General features: G+C 60.5%; 20 protein-coding genes. 10 read left to right on the top strand and 10 right to left on the bottom strand.

Annotated features, from left to right (window positions below; all coding sequences use genetic code 11):
* Positions 1–131: 131 nt before the first annotated feature.
* A complete protein-coding gene (locus tag ACEN2T_RS15115) occupies positions 132–1307 on the top strand; it encodes a CaiB/BaiF CoA transferase family protein (protein WP_442116937.1) in 1176 nt (391 codons plus the stop codon).
* 96 nt (positions 1308–1403) lie between these two features.
* Here ACEN2T_RS15115 and ACEN2T_RS15110 read toward each other — a convergent pair whose 3' ends face one another.
* The gene (locus ACEN2T_RS15110) at positions 1404–1898 is read right to left on the bottom strand and encodes a SprT family zinc-dependent metalloprotease (protein WP_032890037.1); all 495 of its coding nucleotides are present in this window, start codon (positions 1896–1898) and stop codon (positions 1404–1406) included.
* Positions 1899–2026: 128 nt separating this feature from the next.
* A complete protein-coding gene (locus tag ACEN2T_RS15105; RefSeq protein WP_032889661.1) occupies positions 2027–2629 on the bottom strand; it encodes a Yip1 family protein in 603 nt (200 codons plus the stop codon).
* 266 nt (positions 2630–2895) lie between these two features.
* Here ACEN2T_RS15105 and ttcA point away from each other — a divergent pair, with 266 nt between their 5' ends.
* Both ttcA and ACEN2T_RS15095 read left to right on the top strand, forming a co-directional pair.
* Positions 2896–3720, top strand: coding sequence for a tRNA 2-thiocytidine(32) synthetase TtcA (gene ttcA / locus ACEN2T_RS15100; RefSeq protein ID WP_122753670.1), 825 nt, complete (start codon positions 2896–2898; stop codon positions 3718–3720).
* 67 nt (positions 3721–3787) lie between these two features.
* Complete coding sequence (locus tag ACEN2T_RS15095; RefSeq protein WP_442116936.1) at positions 3788–4459, top strand: DNA-3-methyladenine glycosylase I; 672 nt, start codon at positions 3788–3790, stop codon at positions 4457–4459.
* A 71-nt stretch (positions 4460–4530) separates the two neighbouring features.
* On the opposite strand, the gene ACEN2T_RS15090 is transcribed toward ACEN2T_RS15095, so the two are convergent.
* Genes ACEN2T_RS15090 through arsC form a run of 3 tightly spaced genes read right to left on the bottom strand, consistent with a single transcriptional unit; the run spans position 4531 to position 5886 of the window.
* Complete coding sequence (locus ACEN2T_RS15090; protein ID WP_032890035.1) at positions 4531–4938, bottom strand: DUF2069 domain-containing protein; 408 nt, start codon at positions 4936–4938, stop codon at positions 4531–4533.
* Entirely contained in the window at positions 4922–5536 is a 615-nt protein-coding gene (gene wrbA, locus ACEN2T_RS15085; protein ID WP_032889655.1) for an NAD(P)H:quinone oxidoreductase, read from the bottom strand. The genes ACEN2T_RS15090 and wrbA overlap by 17 nt, the downstream gene beginning before the upstream one ends.
* Complete coding sequence (arsC, locus tag ACEN2T_RS15080; protein WP_032889654.1) at positions 5533–5886, bottom strand: arsenate reductase (glutaredoxin); 354 nt, start codon at positions 5884–5886, stop codon at positions 5533–5535. Before arsC ends, wrbA begins: the two co-directional genes overlap by 4 nt.
* A gap of 115 nt (positions 5887–6001) precedes the next feature.
* On the opposite strand from arsC, the gene ACEN2T_RS15075 reads away from it, so the two are divergent.
* Complete coding sequence (locus ACEN2T_RS15075; protein WP_032889653.1) at positions 6002–6463, top strand: TlpA disulfide reductase family protein; 462 nt, start codon at positions 6002–6004, stop codon at positions 6461–6463.
* Positions 6464–6593: 130 nt separating this feature from the next.
* Here ACEN2T_RS15075 and ACEN2T_RS15070 read toward each other — a convergent pair whose 3' ends face one another.
* The 4 genes from ACEN2T_RS15070 to ACEN2T_RS15055 form a co-directional block, all read right to left on the bottom strand.
* Entirely contained in the window at positions 6594–6998 is a 405-nt protein-coding gene (locus tag ACEN2T_RS15070) for an META domain-containing protein (RefSeq protein ID WP_442116935.1), read from the bottom strand.
* Positions 6995–7435 (bottom strand): hypothetical protein, encoded by a 441-nt coding sequence (locus tag ACEN2T_RS15065; protein ID WP_032889650.1) that lies wholly within the window; start codon positions 7433–7435, stop codon positions 6995–6997. The genes ACEN2T_RS15070 and ACEN2T_RS15065 overlap by 4 nt, the downstream gene beginning before the upstream one ends.
* Before the next feature lie 71 nt (positions 7436–7506).
* Entirely contained in the window at positions 7507–8496 is a 990-nt protein-coding gene (locus tag ACEN2T_RS15060; protein WP_032889649.1) for a 2-hydroxyacid dehydrogenase, read from the bottom strand.
* A gap of 48 nt (positions 8497–8544) precedes the next feature.
* Entirely contained in the window at positions 8545–11298 is a 2754-nt protein-coding gene (locus tag ACEN2T_RS15055) for a response regulator (RefSeq protein ID WP_032889648.1), read from the bottom strand.
* A 203-nt stretch (positions 11299–11501) separates the two neighbouring features.
* On the opposite strand from ACEN2T_RS15055, the gene ACEN2T_RS15050 reads away from it, so the two are divergent.
* Complete coding sequence (locus ACEN2T_RS15050; protein WP_442116934.1) at positions 11502–12230, top strand: response regulator transcription factor; 729 nt, start codon at positions 11502–11504, stop codon at positions 12228–12230.
* Complete coding sequence (locus tag ACEN2T_RS15045; protein WP_032889646.1) at positions 12220–13587, top strand: sensor histidine kinase; 1368 nt, start codon at positions 12220–12222, stop codon at positions 13585–13587. The genes ACEN2T_RS15050 and ACEN2T_RS15045 overlap by 11 nt, the downstream gene beginning before the upstream one ends.
* Before the next feature lie 3 nt (positions 13588–13590).
* Here ACEN2T_RS15045 and ACEN2T_RS15040 read toward each other — a convergent pair whose 3' ends face one another.
* Positions 13591–14106 carry a DUF2062 domain-containing protein gene (locus ACEN2T_RS15040; RefSeq protein WP_032889645.1) on the bottom strand — a complete coding sequence of 172 codons (516 nt, stop codon included), beginning with the start codon at positions 14104–14106 and terminating at the stop codon, positions 13591–13593.
* Positions 14107–14241: 135 nt separating this feature from the next.
* On the opposite strand from ACEN2T_RS15040, the gene ACEN2T_RS15035 reads away from it, so the two are divergent.
* From ACEN2T_RS15035 to lpxK, 4 genes are all read left to right on the top strand, one after another.
* Positions 14242–16467, top strand: a complete 2226-nt coding sequence (locus tag ACEN2T_RS15035) for a DNA internalization-related competence protein ComEC/Rec2 (RefSeq protein WP_241089458.1) — start codon at positions 14242–14244, stop codon at positions 16465–16467.
* Between the two features lie 110 nt (positions 16468–16577).
* Positions 16578–17213, top strand: coding sequence for a MotA/TolQ/ExbB proton channel family protein (locus tag ACEN2T_RS15030; protein ID WP_032890033.1), 636 nt, complete (start codon positions 16578–16580; stop codon positions 17211–17213).
* Positions 17210–17638, top strand: a complete 429-nt coding sequence (locus ACEN2T_RS15025; protein WP_095184456.1) for an ExbD/TolR family protein — start codon at positions 17210–17212, stop codon at positions 17636–17638. The genes ACEN2T_RS15030 and ACEN2T_RS15025 overlap by 4 nt, the downstream gene beginning before the upstream one ends.
* Complete coding sequence (lpxK, locus tag ACEN2T_RS15020) at positions 17638–18648, top strand: tetraacyldisaccharide 4'-kinase (RefSeq protein ID WP_122680656.1); 1011 nt, start codon at positions 17638–17640, stop codon at positions 18646–18648. The genes ACEN2T_RS15025 and lpxK overlap by 1 nt, the downstream gene beginning before the upstream one ends.
* Positions 18649–18669: the final 21 nt, after the last annotated feature.

Here is an 18669-nt window from a genome sequence, read left to right as displayed (position 1 = left end):
CAATGATAAAGCCGCCGTCGCGAAAAAGCCCGCCGTGATCAAAACGGTCACTGTCGGTGATCGTTCTGACGATTGCCGGTAGGCGCAAGGCTGCCTAGTCTGTGGGCATTCGAACCGAAAGTGGAGTCCCCATGTCAGGTCCCTTGGCGTCCCTCAAAGTACTGGATTTTTCCACCTTGCTGCCCGGCCCGTTTGCTTCGTTGATGCTGGCGGACATGGGCGCCGAGGTGCTGCGTATCGAATCGCCCACGCGCCTGGACATGCTGCGGGTCTTGCCGCCCTATGATCAGGGCACCTCGGCAAGCCATGCCTACCTCAATCGCAATAAACGCAGCCTGGCGCTGGACCTCAAGCAGGTCGAAGCCTTGGAGATTGTGCGGGCGCTGGTCAAAGACTACGACATCGTGCTCGAACAGTTTCGCCCCGGCGTGATGGAACGCTTGGGCCTGGGGTATGAGGCCTTGAAGGCGATTAATCCCCGGCTGATTTATGTGTCGATCACCGGTTATGGCCAGACCGGCCCGTATAAGGATCGCGCCGGCCACGATATCAACTACCTGGCACTGGCAGGCGTGGCCAGCTATACCGGGCGCCAGGACAGCGGGCCGCTGCCGTTGGGTGTGCAGTTGGCGGACGTGGGCGGGGGTTCGCTGCATGCGGTGGTGGGGTTGCTGGCGGCCGTTATCGCCCGCCAGCAAAGTGGCGTCGGGCAATACCTGGATGTAAGCATGACCGATTGCTCGTTCAGCTTGAATGCCATGGCTGGGGCGGGTTATCTCGCCTGTGGTGCGGAGCCGGAATGGGAAGGCCATGTCCTCAATGGCGGGAGTTTCTATGATTACTACCGCTCGCGCGATGGGCGCTGGATGTCGGTGGGTAGCCTGGAGCCGGCGTTTATGCAGCAATTGTGTGAAGCGTTGGGGCGCCCGGAGCTGGCCGCGCAGAGCTTGAAGCCAGAACGGCAGCCGGCGCTTAAGCAGGCCTTGCAGGTGGAGTTCGAGAAGCGCAGTTTCGCGGAATTGTGCGAGCTGTTTGCCGGGGTTGATGCCTGCGTTGAACCTGTGCTGACGCTCAGCGAAGCCGTTGCCCATCCGCAGTTAAAGGCGCGGGCACTGGTCAGCCAGGTGCCCAGGGGCGATGGCTCGAGCCAGGCGCAGATTGCCTGCCCGTTAAAGTTTTCGGACGGGTTGCCAGCGCCCCGGCACATTGGCGTCGCCGTGGGCGCGCACAGTGATGAAGTGTTGGCGGAGCTGGGCTTGAGCCCGCCGCGCATCAGCGAGCTGCGCAGCTCCAAGGTGATTATGTAGTGGCTGGGCGGACGCTATCGGGAGCAAGCCCCCTCCCACATTCAGGCCTGTGAATACGATCAAAATGTGGGAGGGGGCTTGCTCCCGATGAGGCCTTTATTCCACCCGGGTTTCGCCGGTAAACACCAACGTCTGCCGACAGCGCCGACACAGATACCGCCGCCCCTGAGCCACCATGCCATGGCGCTGTGACGAAAACGGAAAGTCGCTGTCGGCACATGGGCAGCGGTAGATATAGCGGGTCACCTGGCGCCGCTGCACGGCATAGGTATGGCAACGGTCCGGCGGCAGTTCGTAGACCCCGCGCATGATCAACTGCCATTCCTCGCCATGGGGCTGGATGCGTTCACCAAACAATTGGTGGGCGATCAGGTGCGCCACCTCATGGGCCACGGTCTGCTTGAGGAAGTGCTGGCTGTTTTCTCGGTACAACTGTGGGTTAAAGCGCAGCAGGTTCTCGTGCAAATGCGCGACACCGGCTTTCTGGCCCCGCAGCTTGAGGCTGACCTGGGGGCGTTTGAAGCTTCGCTTGAAAAAGGATTCGGCTTGCAGGAAACAATCTTCGACGCGGGTATTGAGTTGCTCGGGCATGCTGTACATATCTCCAGAGATGCCCAGTATGCCGCAAAGCTGAGTGTTTCCGAATCTGTCAGGCGCCGAATGGTCATGCATAACGCACAAAGCCACCTTGCGGTGGCCTTGCCTACGGTTTCAGCGGTTCAGTTGGTATAGATCGGCCCTACGCCTAGGCCCCAGACGATCACCGTAAACGCCATGATCGCCACCAGCACCACCAGGCCTACGGCCAGTACCGAGCTGGAAAACAGGAAGCCCTCGTCCGGATCGATGTTCATGAACGTCGGCAGCCCCACATACAATAGGTACACCGTGTAGCAGATCGCCGCTGTGCCCACGACCATACCCAGCCACATGTGCGGGTAGAGCGCCGCCAGCCCGCCGATAAACAGCGGCGTCGCGGTGTAGGTCGCAAAGGCCACGCAGCGAGCCATGCTGGGGTTGGCGTCATAGGTGCGGGCCATCCAATGAATGAACGCGCCCATCACCGCCACGCCGCCAAGCATGGCTGCGTACGACATGATGGTCATCCACAACGCACTTTCCTGGGTCAGCATCACCGGTGCGCGATTGCCGATGACCCAGCCCACCTGGGTGGTGCCGATAAACGCTGATATTGCGGGAATTGCCGCGAGAATCAGGGTGTGAGTGAGGTACATGTGGCCGATGCTTTCTTCTTTATCGCCACGGATTTCCCGCCATTCCTGGTCGGGATGGGTAAACAGCCCCACGACGTGATGGATCATGCCAGTCACTCCTGTCGTTGTTACCATCGCCCCCCATCGGAGCGCCCACGGGCCAATTGGCCTGAAAGGTCTGGATATAGATGTGCGACCTCACGTCGCAGTATAGGAAGGGATGACCGGAATAACTGTAGGGCCTTTAGAGCAAATCGCACTGTAAACAGTGGGCCTAATCGCAGATTGGAATGCGGGGCCACGTTGAATGTGTGGACTCGACATCGGTAAGATACCCGGCTTTTCGTCACACACCTCCAGCGGATCCAATCGCCATGGGCACTCTTACGGTCAACCAGAACAAACTGCAAAAACGCCTGCGTCGCTTGGCGGGTGAAGCAGTCGCCGATTTCAACATGATCGAGGATGGCGACAAGGTCATGGTCTGCCTCTCCGGCGGCAAAGACAGTTACACCCTGCTCGATGTACTGCTGCACCTGCAAAAGGTCGCGCCGATCAAGTTCGACATCGTTGCCGTCAACATGGACCAGAAACAACCGGGGTTTCCCGAGCACGTGCTGCCGGCTTACCTGAAAGCGCTGGGCGTCGAGTACCACATCGTCGAGAAAGACACCTATTCGGTGGTCAAGGAGTTGATCCCGGAAGGCAAGACCACCTGCTCGCTGTGCTCGCGCCTGCGCCGTGGCACGCTCTACACCTTTGCCGATGAAATCGGTGCGACCAAGATGGCATTGGGTCACCATCGCGACGACATCGTCGAAACCTTCTTCCTCAACATGTTCTTCAACGGCTCCCTCAAGGCCATGCCGCCCAAGCTGCGCTCCGATGACGGACGCAACGTGGTAATCCGTCCGCTGGCGTATTGCAACGAGAAAGACATCCAGGCCTACTCCGACTTCAAGCAATTCCCGATCATCCCGTGCAACCTGTGCGGCTCCCAGGAAAACCTGCAGCGCCAGGTGGTCAAGGAGATGCTGGTGGACTGGGAGCGCAAGACGCCGGGGCGCACCGAAAGCATCTTCCGCAGCTTGCAGAACGTGCAGCCGTCGCAGTTGGCCGACCGCAACCTGTTTGACTTCACCAGCCTGAAAATCGACGAGACGGCCGCTTCGCGCTTCGTCAACGTAGTGAACCTCTGAAGCAGTTCAACGCTCTGAAAGACGGCGCTCAAGGGCGCCGTTTTCATTTCAATCCCCAGGAGAGGGCATGCGCGATTACAAGTGGCTGCACGAATATTGTCTGAACCGCTTTGGTTCAGCGGCTCAACTGGAAGCCCACCTGCCGGTACCCAAGACCCCGGCCCAATTGCGCAAGATCAGCGATGATCGCTACCTGTCGACCTTGGCGCTCCGGGTGTTTCGCGCCGGGTTGAAGCACAGCGTAGTGGACGCCAAGTGGCCGGCGTTTGAGCAGGTGTTCTTCGGCTTCGATCCGGAAAAAGTCGTGCTGATGGGCGCCGAGCACTTGGAACGCCTGATGCAGGACACGCGTATCATCCGTCAACTGGGCAAGCTCAAGAGCGTGCCGCGCAATGCGCAGATGATTCTGGATATTGAGCAAGAGAAGGGCAGCTTCGGCGCGTTTATCGCCGACTGGCCGGTGACGGATATCGTCGGGCTCTGGAAGTACCTGAGCAAGCACGGCCATCAGTTGGGCGGCCTGTCGGCGCCGCGATTCTTGCGGATGGTGGGCAAGGATACGTTTGTGCCGAGTGATGACGTAGTGGCTGCATTGAATGCGCAGAAGATCGTCGACAAGGCGCCGACCAGCCTGCGGGATCTGGCGACGGTTCAGGGCGCGTTCAACCAGTGGCATGCCGAGAGTGGGCGGCCGATGTGTCAGTTGTCGATGATGTTGGCTTACACCGTCAACCACTGACCCCAGTCGGCGCAAGTTCTTGTGTGGTGAGCTCGCTCGCCACACAAGCCGGATGCACTGAAAATCGTTGATCAGGCCTCAGCCAGCCGCCGATTCAACTGATGCCGCCACCGCACATAGAGCAGTGCGGTACAAAACACCGCCAGACTCGCCAGCATCTCAAGCACCCCGAACCACTGACGGTTCGGGTCATACGCCGCCAGCGCGCCCTTGATGAAATACAGGTTCACCGCAAAGCACATCCATGAATGCCCCCGCGCACTGCCGCTGATCATGCCCGGCGCCAGCAACAACAGCGGCACCAGCTCGATCAGCAGGATCACCCATGGGCGTGCGCCGTGCAGGTCGGCGACGAACAGGTAATACACGCAGAGCAAACCCACCAGGCTAAAAAACGCCAGCAGGCTCAGCGCGCGTGCCACCTTGACCCGCGGCTCCAGCCACGCTTGGGGCGGCAGAACTTTAGGCTTTTTGGCCACGACCATTCTCCAGCAGCGTGGCGGTGGTGGCGAGGCGCAACCCCAGTGCCCGGCACAGGGTGATTTCATGTTGATCGAGCATGCGCTTGCCGTCCGGCCCGGAATGGTGGCTGGCGCCATATGGCGTACCGCCGCCCTGGGTGTCGAGCAATGCCTGTTCGCTGTAGGGCAGGCCAGTGATCAGCATGCCGTGGTGCAGCAGCGGTAGCAGCATCGACATCAGCGTGGTCTCCTGGCCGCCGTGCAGGCTGGCGGTGGAGGTGAACACGCCAGCCGGCTTGCCGACTAGCGCGCCGGTGAGCCACAGGTTGCTGGTGCCATCGAGGAAGTACTTGAGCGGCGCAGCCATGTTGCCGAAGCGCGTCGGGCTCCCCAGGGCCAGGCCTGAGCAGTTCTTCAGATCATCTAGATTGGCATACAGCGCGCCTTCGTCCGGAATGCTCGGCGCCACGGCTTCGCATTCGGTGGAGATCGCCGGCACCGTGCGCAAGCGCGCCTCCATGCCGCCTTGCTCAATGCCCCGGGCAATCTGCCGGGCCATTTCGCTGACCGAGCCGTTGCGGCTGTAATACAGCACCAGCACGTACGGTGTGGTCACGGCAGAATCTCCAGCACGTTTTCTGGTGGGCGGCCGATGATGGCTTTGTCGGCGGTTTCCAGGATCGGACGCTCCATTAGCTTGGGGTGTTCGGCGATGGCGGCGATCAGATGGGCTTCGCTGAGGCTGGCGTCGGCCAGATTGAGAGTTTTGTACTCGTCTTCGCCGGTACGCAGCAATTGACGGGCGCTGAGGCCCAGTTTGGCCAGCAAGGCCTTGATTTGCGACGCATCCAGCGGGGTTTCCAGGTAGCGCACCACGGTTGGGGTGAGACCGCGGGCTTCAAGCAGTTCGAGCGCACCGCGGGATTTCGAGCAGCGCGGGTTGTGATAAAGCGTCAGATCGGTCATGTGCGGGTCGCATCTTGCGTAAGGTGGCGGGTATTCTACCCGCGCTGCACCCCGTCCTTAAACCGTAAGAGGCGATAGGTCGCAGCCAACGTTCATTTTTGCGAAGGATTACCCCATGACACGTCGACTGATCGGTGCATTGGCGATCATTACAACCCTGCTGCTCAGCGGCTGCGGGAATGACTATGGCGTTGACCAGTACGGCCAGAAAGTCGCGGCCGAGCGCTTGGACAAGCAATGGCTGGTGGTCAACTACTGGGCAGAATGGTGTGGCCCGTGCCGCACGGAAATCCCTGAACTCAATGCCTTGGCGGAACAGCTGAAGGGGCAGGGCGTTGGGGTGTTCGGGGTTAACTTCGACAATGTGCAGGGTGCAGAGCTGAAAGAGGCCAGCGACAAGCTGGGCATTAAATTCACCGTGCTGGCGCAAAACCCCGACGGGATCTTTGAGATTCCGCGCAGCGAGGCATTGCCGGTGACTTACATCATTGATGACAAGGGCAAGGTGCGTGAGCAGTTGATGGGCGAACAGACGGCGGAAGGGGTACTGGCCAAACTCAAGGCCTTGCGCGGTTAAAGCAACCACTCAAATCAAATGTGGGAGGGGGCTTGCCCCCGATTGCAGTGTTTCAGTCAATACATCCGTTGACTGTTACACCGCCATCGGGGCCAAGCCCTCTCCCACATTTGGACCGCAAGCAGCGTGATCAGCCTTCTTCCAGCCACAGGCGAATCGGCTTGCCTTCGGCCGGCCAGAAGCGGGTCTGCTCGATCGGCGAGATGTCCCAGCGTTGTACGCTTTGCAGGGCCTGGAAGAAGCGATGTTCTTGCTCCATCAAGGCCTCGGCGCAGAACTTGCGGGTGCTGCCGATTTTGCCGAAGCTGAGCTTGTCGCCCTCGACCGTGTACGGCGCAAACCAGTGGTTGCAGCCGCCATTACCGTAGGCGCGGCCATCGGCGCCGAGGGTGACAGTCAGGTGTGCGTAGTCCATCAATGGCCGCTCACCAATCCACTCCACCACGTAACTGTGATCCTGCTTGAGCTTGACCGCATCACCGGCACAGCCGCTCAAGGCCACGCCGACGGCGGCGAGCAGAAGCAGGCCTTTCATTGCGCAGCCTTCTGGCATTTCGGGCAGCGGTGCTTGTCGCCTTCACTGGCCCAGCCCAACTCTTTGATGCGCGCGTTGGCAGCAGGCTGCAGCGGTTCTTTGGTCAGCTTGGTTTCTACCGCGAATTCAAACTCCAGCACGGTGTCGCAGCTGTCGCAGTTAACCTTCCAAGTGTGAATCTCCAACTCGCCGAATTTCGGCCCTTGAGCCATGGCGACCCATTGGCCCGCCGGGCGGATGGAGTAGCGCGCGTCACCTTCAACGGTCAGGCGCATCGACAGGGTTTTACTGCCGCGCAGGGTGACGATCAGTACGTCGCCATGCTTGATCGAACCACCGTTGCCGGTGACTTGGTAACGGCCCGGCACTAGGGCTCGGCATTCGATCAGGGTGTGTTGCGGGCTCAGCAAGCTGAAGCGGAAATCGTGTTCGGCCATGGATCCTCCAAATAGGCGCGGCATCCTATCACGGGTGCCTGCTTATCATGAGCTTGCTATGTGACCGCTGATCATCCTTCGACGAGGTTCTGCGCCCGACCATCGGCCCATGCAGCAATGTTGGCAAGGGTAGTGCCGGCAATGGCCGCCAGGGCCTCGCGGGTAAGGAACGCCTGGTGTGCGGTGATGATCACGTTGGGGAAGGTCAGCAGGCGTGCGAGCACGTCGTCTTGCAGGGGCAAGTCCGAGCGGTCCTCAAAAAACAGCTGGGCTTCTTCTTCGTAGACATCCAGCCCCAAGTAGCCGAGTTGGCCGTCCTTGAGGGCTTCGATCAATGCCGGGGTATCCACCAGGCCGCCACGGCCAGTATTGATCAGCATCGCGCCGGGCTGCATGTGCGACAGGGAACGGGCGTTGATCAGGTGCTTGCTGTCAGCGGTCAGCGGGCAGTGCAGGCTGATGATCTGCGCCTGGGCCAGTAACTCGGGCAGGCTCACGTACTTCGCGCCCATTGCCTGTACCTGTTGATTGGGGAAGGGGTCGTAGGCGAGCAACTCACAGCCGAACCCGGCCATGATCCTGGCGAATGTCGCGCCGATCTGCCCTGTGCCGACAACACCGACAGTCTTGCCCACCAGGTCGAAACCGGTAAGACCGTGCAAGCTGAAGTCACCCTCGCGGGTGCGGTTGTAGGCACGGTGCAGGCGGCGGTTGAGTGCGAGGATCAGCGCTACGGCGTGTTCGGCGACCGCATGGGGCGAGTAAGCAGGTACCCGTACGATCGTCAGGCCCAGACGCTTGGCGACGGCGAGGTCGACATGGTTGTAACCCGCCGAGCGCAGTGCAATCAGTCGGGTGCCGCCCTTTGCCAGGTGTTCCAGCACCGGGGCGCTGAGGTCGTCGTTGATAAAGGCGCAGACCACCTCGTGGTGTTCGGCCAGGGCCACGGTGTCGAGATTGAGTCGGGCCGGCTGGAATTGCAGTTCCAGCCCAGCTGGCAGTGGCTCGCCGAGGAAACTATCGCGGTCGTAGGTCTGGCTGCTGAAAAGAATCACGCGCATTGAAAAGCTCCCTGCAATTTGTCAGTGGGTCAGCGCCATGAAATAGGGTCAGACACTGACCCGTGCTTCGCTGGCCAGTCGCGCGATGGCCATGTCCAGTTCGTCCAGCGCGGTCATCGCCTTGGCATCGTCCTGCTTGAGCAGGGTTTCGGCGCGCTGGCAGGCGGCGCGCAGTTGCGGTACGCCACAGTAGCGGGTGGCGCCGTGCAAGCGGTGGACGCGTTCGATCAGCGCCAGGTTGTCCTTGGCGTCGCGGGCGATGTGAATGGCTTGGCGGTCGGCTTCCAGGGAGGCCAGCAGCATGGCAAGCATGTCAGCCGCCAGATCGGTTTTACCCGCGGCCAGGCGTAGGCCTTCCTCATGGTCCAGAACCGGCAACTGCACCCCTGGGCCAAGACCTTCAGTGACACGCTCAGGCACTTGGTTGCGCAAGGCCAGGCCGGTCCACTTCAACACCACTTGGGCCAGTTGCCTTTCGCTGATGGGTTTGGTCAGGTAATCGTCCATGCCGCTTTGCAGCAAGGCGCGTTTTTCGTTAGCCATGGCGTGAGCGGTAAGGGCGACCACTGGCAAGGGTGTGCCATGGCGCTCACTTTCCCACTGACGGATCGCTTCGGTGCTCTGGCGCCCATCCATGCCAGGCATTTGTACGTCCATCAGCACCAGGTCGAAGGTGTCCTGTTTTACCGCGTCGACTGCGGCATAACCGCTTTCTACCGCACGTACCTGGGCGCCCATGTCCTCCAGCAACGTTTGCACCAAGAGCAGGTTTGCCGGGTTGTCGTCGACACACAGCACACGCGGCGCACGGCTGGACAGCGGCTCGCCCGGTTCGCTGCGCGACGGGCGCGGGCTGATCAGGTCGGAGAGGGCGCGGCGAAGCTTGCGGGTGCATGCCGGCTTGGCCTGCAACTGGCTGTTGGGGTTGGGCACCGACTGGTTGAACAGCATCTGTTCCGTGGTTGGGCACAGCACCAGCACTTTGCAACCCAGGCGTTCCAGGTCCCAAAGATGCTGGTTGAGGCGCTCGGGCGGGATGTCGTTGGCAGTGACGCCGAGCACCGCCAAGTCGATGGCTTGCTCGGTCTGATGGGCACTGGTGATGCCGTTGGTCAGATTTTCCAGGCTATTGAACGGCGTGACTTCCAGGCCGCAGTCTTCCAGTTGATGTTGTAAGGCCTGACGCGCCAGTTCGTGGTTTTCCAGTACTGCCACGCGATGGCCCAGCAGCGGCGCGCAGGGCAGGTCTTCGATATCGTCGCGGGTTTTGGGCAGGTTCAGGCTGATCCAGAATTCCGACCCTTCGCCCGGCGTACTGTCGACGCCGATTTCACCGCCCATTTGCTCGATCAGTCGCTTGGAGATCACCAGGCCCAGCCCGGTGCCGCCCGGCTGGCGCGACAGAGAGTTATCGGCTTGGCTGAACGCTTGGAATAAAGCCCGCACATCCTGGCTGGACAGGCCGATGCCGGTGTCCTGCACGCTGATGCGCAGTTGCACGCTGTCTTCCTGTTCCTCCTCGATCATCGCCCGGGCCACGATAGTGCCCTCGCGGGTGAACTTGATGGCGTTGCTGATCAGGTTGGTCAGGATCTGCTTGAGCCGCAGAGGGTCGCCCACCAGTGCTAGCGGCGTGTCGCGGTACACCAGGCTGACGAGCTCCAACTGCTTGGCATGGGCAGCGGGGGCGAGGATGGTGAGGGTGTCTTGCAGCAAATCCCGCAGGTTGAACGGGATGCTGTCGAGCACCAACTTGCCGGCCTCAATCTTCGAGAAGTCGAGGATCTCGTTGATGATGCCCAACAGGTTGTCGGCGGATTTTTCGATAGTGCCCAGGTAATCCAACTGGCGCGGTGTGAGCTCGCTTTTTTGCAGCAGGTGGGTAAAGCCGAGGATACCGTTGAGCGGTGTGCGGATTTCATGGCTCATATTGGCCAGGAACTCGGACTTGATACGGCTGGCCTCCAGCGCTTCTTTGCGAGCCAGGTCCAGCTCGATGTTCTGGATTTCGATGGTTTCCAGATTCTGGCGCACGTCTTCGGTGGCCTGGTCGATGCTGTGCTGCAACTCTTCCTGAGCGTTTTGAAGAGTTTCGGCCATGCGGTTGACGCCTGAGGCGAGTTGGTCCAGTTCCTGGCTGCCCAAAGGAGGCAAGCGGGTTTCCAGGTTGCCGTCCTTGAGCTGGGCCACTGCTTGCTTGATCAGGCCAATCGGCTCGTTGATCGTGCGGCTGATGCGCAGCGCCAGGGCTGCTGTGCAGATCAGGCCAATGGCGATCAACAGCAGGCTGGCGAATAGACTGCGATAGCCGCGCAGCAACATACCGTTGTGGGACAGTTCTACTTCGACCCAGCCCAAGAGGCGGTCGGCTTCATCGGGGATCAAGTCGCCGGCAAGGTTGCGATGGCGGCCAAACACCGGCAGCAGATAGCGCGTGGCGTCATTGTCGGTGCGTTGCAGCAGGTGAGAGCTGTTGCCGGCCGGCGGCTGGTTGAGCATGGTCGGGCCAGCGTGGGCGAGGGGCGTACGGTCCGGCGCAAGGAACGACACGGTGCGCACGTCCAGTTGTTCCAGGGATTGAGTGGCGATGCGCTCCAGCAGGTCAGTGTTCTTGCTGCTTAAAGCAGGAGCCACCAGAGGCGCCAATTGCTCGGTGATCATTTCGCCGCGCTGCAGCAATTGGGTCTGCAACTCCGAGAGTTGCATCCAGGTGAAGTAGCCCCCCAACAATAAGGCCATCAGGCTGGTCGGTAATAAGCTCAGCAACAGTACGCGGCCTTTTATCCCCATTCTTCTAAGCACGCCACTCTCCTGCTACCACACTGAAATCAATCTTCCGCGCCGGCATCCGGCCCGCGCCACCTGCGCAGTGTAGCCATTTGCACGGCCTGGAATCTCGCAAATTGTTGAGAGAGGGCAATCTTCGGCTCGTTTGGCTCCGTAGCGATTGCCTGCGCCAGGGTAATCTTGAATAATCAGCGATTGAGAATGACTTGCAGACGCTAATGAATCCCGCAGCAGTTGGCCTACCCAATATTCTGACCATCGAAGATGATCCCGTGCTGGGCGCCTATGTCCACGAGCATCTGGGGCGCTGTGGCTTCCAGGTCACCTGGTGCCAGAACGGCCAGCAAGGGCTGGCGATGGCGCGCGAACAGGCGTTCGACCTGGTGTTGATGGATATCCTGCTGCCGGGGCTGGATGGTTTGTCGATCTTGACTCATCTACGCCAGAGTCATTCGATCCCGGTGATCCTGATGTCGGCATTGGGTGCCGAGGCCGATCGCGTCAGCGGTTTTCGCCTGGGCGCCGATGACTACTTGCCTAAGCCGTTCAGCATGGTCGAGTTGCGCGTGCGTATCGAAGCCATCCTGCGCCGGGTGGCCCTGGATCGACGCCCGCTGCCGACGCTTGCGCCGGTGCGCGGGGATGCTCGCACACTGCGTTTCGACGATCAGCTGTGCGATGTGTTTCATCAGGAACACTGGGCAGGCCTGACTCGCAGCGAATACCGCCTGTTGGAAACCCTGCACCGCAACACTGAAGAAGTCCTCAGCAAAGCATTCCTTTACCAACATGTGTTGCAGCGCGGTTATGCGCCCCATGACCGCAGCCTCGACATGCACATCAGCCAGATCCGTCGCAAGCTCAAGGCGATCGGCTACAGCGAGCGCGAAGTGCGCACGGTGTGGGGCAAGGGCTATGTGCTCAGTGGTCACGACGATGGGCTTTGAAAGGGCGCTGAAACGGCTGCCGGGCAAACATTCATTATTTTGGAAGCTCGCCTGCCTGTTGATTGCCTTCTGTTTGCTGATGATCTGGCTCAGTTGGTCCTGGGGCCGGTACATGGAGCAAAAGAACGCGTATTTGTCTGACGAGGCGAGGGTCACGCTGAGTGGTTATGCGGTGAGCGCCGAGCAGGCCTGGAACCGTGGCGGCCATGCCGGTGTTGATGCGTGGCTGCAGGCGATGGGCAAACAGGAAAGCACGTGGATCGGCGTAATAGGCAACGACTTGCAGTCGTTGAGCAGCTATCCACTGACCGCTACGGAAAGCCAGCGCCTGACGTTCTTGCGGGGCCTGGATTGGCCGGTCAGCCGCCACGTCAAGGGCTTGCCGTGGCTCAAGATCCCGTTTGCGGTAGATCCGGGGGCCGGTTCGCTGGTCATTGAATTGCCACAGCGTTTTATGCCAGGGCGTTATCAAGTGGTCTGGCGCGTGGTGACCAATGGTGTGATTCCAGGCCTGTTTACCTTGTTGCTGTGCGTCGGCCTGTACCGGCTGCTGATCATGCCTCTCAATCAACTGCGCGAGCAGGCCAATGCCTGGCGTGCCGATCAATTGAACACGCGGATGCCCCTTGACGCCACCAGTCGACAGGACGAATTGGGCGAGTTGGGCCGTGCGTTTGACCACATGTCTGAGCGTTTGCAGGGCACTGTTGTATTGCAACAACAACTGCTGCGGGACATGTCCCATGAACTGCGCACTCCGTTGAGCCGCTTACGCGTGGCCTGCGACAGCGAGCAGGATCTTGCTCAGTTGCGTGAGCGGTTGGGCCGAGAGATTGACGCTATGCAGCGCCTGGTGGAAGACAGCTTGCAGCTGGCCTGGCTGGACACCGAGCGGGCGCCACTGCCCAAGGAGGATCTTCAGGTACAGGCGTTGTGGGACATGCTGCGGGAGAATGCCTGCTTTGAAAGCGATTGGTCCGCATCGCGACTGCCGTGCCTGTTGGGCGCTGACTGTTGGGTGCGCGGTAATCTAAACGCCCTGGCCCAGGCCTTGGAAAATATTTTGCGCAACGCCATACGCCACTCTCCGGAAAACGGGGTTGTGTGTCTGGATGGGCGACGCGATGGGGAGTATTGGCACCTGTGGTTGGAGGATCAGGGCGGGGGGATTGATGAGCGTGATCTGGAGCGGATTTTTGCGCCGTTTACGCGCTTGGACGGCTCACGGCCCGGTGATGGTGGTTTCGGCCTGGGCCTGAGCATCGCGCGCAATGCCGTTCAGCGTCAGGACGGCAGCCTGTGGGCGCAAAACACCGGTCAGGGCTTGCGTGTACACCTGCGGTTACCGGCGCGCTAGGGCTCAGCCCCGGCGCAGCTTGCGCTTCTTCCATTGGCGCGCGACCCACCAGCGCCAATAGCCCATCGTCAGGCAATAGGCCAATGCGCCCAGCACCAGCCCCAACACCACTGAGCCGAGCAAGAAGGGTTGCCACAGCGTACTCAACTGGCCGCTGATCCATTCCCAGGTCAAGTCATCGGGCAGGCTGCGCGGGGGCACGTTCATCAACCATGCGCCGGTCATGTAAGTACAAACAAATACCACTGGCATCGTGATCGGGTTTGTCAGCCAAACCAGGCTGACGGCGATGGGCATATTGCCGCGCACGGTAATTGCCAGCACCGCAGCCAATAGCATCTGCAACGGAATGGGGATAAATGCTGCGAACAGACCCACCGCCATGGCGCGCGCCACCGAGTGCCGATTCAGATGCCAGAGGTTCGGGTCATGCAGCAGCGTGCCAAGAAACTGTAATGACTTGTGTTCCCTGATACTGGTGGGGTCGGGCATGTACCGTTTGAATAAGCGCCGTGGCATAAGGGGTCCAGGTCAGTTCGAGGGGCAAGTATGCCCGCATTCTATAAACAGAAAATTCAGACTTTGTGACAAAACATCATAGGACTTACCGAGCACCCAGCTAAGACTGAGTGGATCACTTGAAAAGGATGATTCATGAAGACAGGGATGTTCGCGCTGGCGCTGGGCTTGCTTGCCCTGCGTTTCCTACCTGAGTTACCGACCACTGGATGGCTGATAGCCATGCTGGTGCTGGTTTTGATGCTGCTGCCATTTCGTACGTCTCCCTTGGCGTTTTTCCTGCTGGGCTTGAGCTGGGCGTGCATCAGTGCGCAATGGGCGCTGGATGATCGCCTGCCACCGGCGCTCGATGGCCAGACGCGATGGTTGGAGGGGCGCGTCATTGGGTTGCCACAACAGACCGGCACCGGGGTGCGTTTCGATCTGGCCGACAGTCGGTCGCGTAACGCCCGGTTGCCCAAGCGCATCCGTGTGTCCTGGCACGGTGGGCCCGAGGTACGCAGCGGGGAGCGATGGCGCCTGGCAGTCACGCTTAAGCGGCCGTCCGGGCTGCTCAATTTTCACGGTTTTGATCAAGAGGCATGGTTGCTGGCACAACGCATTGGCGCCACCGGCTCGGTAAAAGATGGTGAGCGCCTGTCGCCGGCCCGCCATGCCTTGCGCGACACGGTGCGCCAACGGTTGATTGCCGTCGACGCTCAAGGTCGCGAGGCGGGCCTGGCAGCTTTGGTGCTGGGGGACGGTTCCGGGCTGGCAGCCGAGGATTGGCAGGTGTTGCAGGACACCGGCACGGTGCACCTGCTGGTTATTTCCGGCCAGCATATCGGCCTGCTGGCGGGGCTGGTCTACGGGTTGGTCGCGCTACTGGCGCGCTACGGTTTCTGGCCTCGAATGTGGCCATGGCTGCCGTGGGCGTGTGGCTTGGCGTTTGCGTCCGCGCTGGGTTATGGCCTGTTGGCGGGGTTCGGTGTGCCGGTCCAGCGGGCCTGCGTCATGGTGGGCCTGGTGCTGCTGTGGCGTTTGCGCTTCCGTCATCTGGGGGGCTGGTGGCCGTTGTTGCTGGCGCTCAATGGTGTACTGATCCTTGAACCATTGGCCAGCCTGCAACCGGGGTTTTGGCTTTCTTTTACGGCTGTTGCCGTATTGATCCTGGCTTTCGGCGGGCGCCTGGGGCCGTGGGGTGTCTGGCAGGCCTGGACTCGTCCTCAATGGTTGATTGCCATTGGCCTGCTTCCTGTGTTGTTGGTGCTCGGGTTGCCCATCAGCGTCAGTGCGCCGCTGGCCAATCTGGTGGCCGTGCCTTGGATCAGTCTTGTGGTGTTGCCGCTGGCGTTGCTGGGGACCGCCATGCTGCCGCTGCCATATTTGGGGGAGGGCTTGCTGTGGCTGGCGGGTGGGGCGCTGGATGCGTTGTTCCTGGGTCTGGCATGGCTCGCAGGGCAAGTGCCCGCGTGGATACCTGCCGATGTGCCCTTGGGTTACTGGCTGATCAGTCTGATGGGCGCAGTGCTGTTGTTGCTGCCCAAAGGCGTGCCGTTTCGGCTGTTGGGCTGGCCGATGTTGCTGTTGGCAGTCTTTCCACCGCGTGAGCCGGTGCCCCATGGGCGGGTGGAGGTGGTGCAGTTGGATGTGGGGCAGGGGCAGTCCTTGATTCTGCGTACCCGGCATCACACGTTGCTTTACGACGCCGGCCTTCGGTCTGGCACAGTTGATCTGGGGGCTCGTGTGGTATTGCCGTCGCTGAAAAAACTCGGCGTCGAGTCACTGGACATGATGTTGCTCAGTCACGCTGATGCCGATCATGCCGGTGGGGCAGCGGCTGTTGCCCGAGGGGTGCCGATCAAGCGGGTCGTGGGCGGTGAAACCGAAGGGTTGCCAGCGTTTCTCGGAGCCCAGCCATGTATCAGTGGCGAGCAGTGGGAATGGGACGGTGTGTCATTCGAGTTGTGGCAGTGGTCTGAGGCTATTAATGGCAATCCAAAGTCTTGCGTTCTGCAGGTCCAAGCCAATGGTGAGCGGCTATTGCTCACCGGGGATATTGATCGCGCCGCCGAACGGGCATTTCTCGACTCACCACTGGCCGTGCGGACCGATTGGCTGCAAGCCCCTCACCATGGCAGCCGGAGTTCGTCATCCTGGCCTTTTCTACGGCGGCTGGCACCCACGTCAGTGCTGATCTCCCGTGGGCGTGGCAATGCGTTCGGCCATCCTCATCCACAGGTGGTTGAGCGCTACCAGACGCTGGGCAGCCAGTTATATGACAGTGCTGAGCATGGAGCGGTGCGCTTGCAATTGGGGGCTTTCCTGCCACCCATTGTTGCGCGTAGTCAACGCCGTTTTTGGCGCGAAGCGTTACCGTAATTCGACGTTACTATAAGGCTGGAGCCTACGACAGGCGAAGCCATGGCTGACGAACCCCGTTGCCGAACCTGTATGGTAAAGTGGCGCACTTTTTCGAGGGGACATTCACTGTGTGGGAATTGGTCAAATCCGGCGGCTGGATGATGTTGCCGATTATCTTGAGCTCCATCGCCGCACTCGGCATCGTTGCCGAACGCTTGTGGACCCTGCGCGCCAGTCGAGTCACGCCCGAGCATCTATTGGGGCAGGTCTGGGGCTGGATCAAGAACAAGCAACTGGACAAGGAAAAACTCAAGGCATTGCGCGCTGATTCGCCTTTGGGCGAAATCCTCGCCGCGGGCTTGGCTAACTCCAAGCATGGCCGCGAGATCATGAAAGAGTGCATTGAAGAGGCCGCCGCCCGGGTTATTCATGAACTGGAGCGCTACATTAATGCTCTCGGCACCATCGCTGCCATGGCACCGTTGCTCGGTCTGCTGGGAACGGTATTGGGCATGATCGATATTTTCAGCTCATTCATGGGGTCGGGCATGACCACCAACGCGGCGGTGCTCGCCGGGGGGATTTCCAAGGCCCTGATTACCACGGCAGCAGGCTTGATGGTCGGTATTCCTGCGGTGTTCTTCCATCGTTTCCTGCAGCGGCGCATCGATGAGCTGGTGGTCGGCATGGAGCAGGAGGCCATCAAGTTGGTGGAAGTGGTGCAAGGCGACCGTGATGTGGACCTGGTTGGGGGCAAAGCGTGAAATTTCGCCGCAAGCAACGGGAAAATGTCGATATCAACCTCGCGTCGCTGATCGACGTGGTATTTATCCTGCTGCTGTTTTTTGTCGTCACCACCACCTTCACCCGGCAGACCGAACTGCGTGTCGACTTGCCGGAAGCGGTGAGTGGTTCGCCGGCGGAAGACCAGGAAATCAAGCAACTGGACATCGCCATCAGCGCCGACGGCGCGTTCTCGGTGAATAACCAGTTACTGGAGAAAAACGATCTCGCCAGCCTGATGGTCGCCCTGGAGAAAGAATCCGGAGGAGACACCAAGATGCCGTTGTCCATCAGTGCCGATGGCAAGACCCAGCATCAGGCCGTTATCACCGCGATGGACGCCGCCGGCAAGCTCGGTTTCAGCCATCTGCGCATGAGCACTGTCGAGGCGGCGAGCCAACCTTGATGTCCATGTCCGATCGTTTGCTCAAGGCCTGGTACGAGGGGCATCCGGCGCTCGCGTTATTGCGGCCGCTGGAGTCTTTGTATCGCCGCGTAGTGCAGCGCAAACGCGCGCGGTTCGTGGCGGGCGAGGGCGACATTTATCAATCGCCCGTGCCAGTGGTTGTGGTCGGTAACATCACCGTAGGCGGCACCGGCAAGACGCCGTTGATCCTGTGGTTGATCGAACACTGTCGGCGCAATGGCTTGCGTGTAGGTGTGGTCAGTCGAGGGTACGGCGCCAAGCCTGCGCAACTGCCATGGCGCGTCGAGGCCAGCCAAAGCGCCGAAGTGGCGGGTGACGAACCTTTGTTGATCGTGCAGCGTTGCGGCGTGCCCATGATGATCGATCCCGATCGCAGCCGTGCGGTCAAGGCACTGTTGGCCAGCGAGCCGCTGGATCTGATTCTTTCTGATGATGGTCTGCAACACTATCGCCTGGCCCGTGACCTGGAACTGGTGTTGATTGACGCCGCCCGTGGCCTTGGTAATCGTCGTTGCCTCCCGGCCGGGCCGTTGCGCGAGCCGGTCGAGCGCCTGCAGAGTGTAGATGCGCTGCTCTATAACGGCGCAGTATCAGATCGCGACGATGGCTTTGCCTTCCGCCTGCAGCCTACGGCACTCGTCAATCTGTATACCGGCGAACGCCAGTCGGTGGAGTACTTTCAAGCAGGTCAACGGGTGCACGCGGTCGCCGGTATCGGCAACCCGCAACGTTTCTTCAACACCCTTGAAACGCTACACTGGCAACCGATACCCCATGCGTTTGCCGACCATGCGCCCTACAGTGCCGAAGTCTTGAATTTTACTCCGTCATTGCCGCTGGTAATGACCGAGAAGGACGCGGTGAAGTGCCGCGCCTTTGCCCAGCCCGACTGGTGGTACCTTGCGGTGGATGCAGTGCCGTCACCGGCGTTCGTCGCGTGGTTCGACACTCAGCTGACGCGCTTGTTGCCCGCCCGTCCCTTGCCTTAAAACACTTCTTTCCAGGAAACA

This window comes from Pseudomonas sp. W22_MBD1_FP4 (assembly GCF_052113765.1).
Classification (GTDB): Bacteria; Pseudomonadota; Gammaproteobacteria; order Pseudomonadales; family Pseudomonadaceae; genus Aquipseudomonas; species Aquipseudomonas sivasensis.
This window is presented reverse-complemented; position numbering and strand designations above follow the sequence as displayed.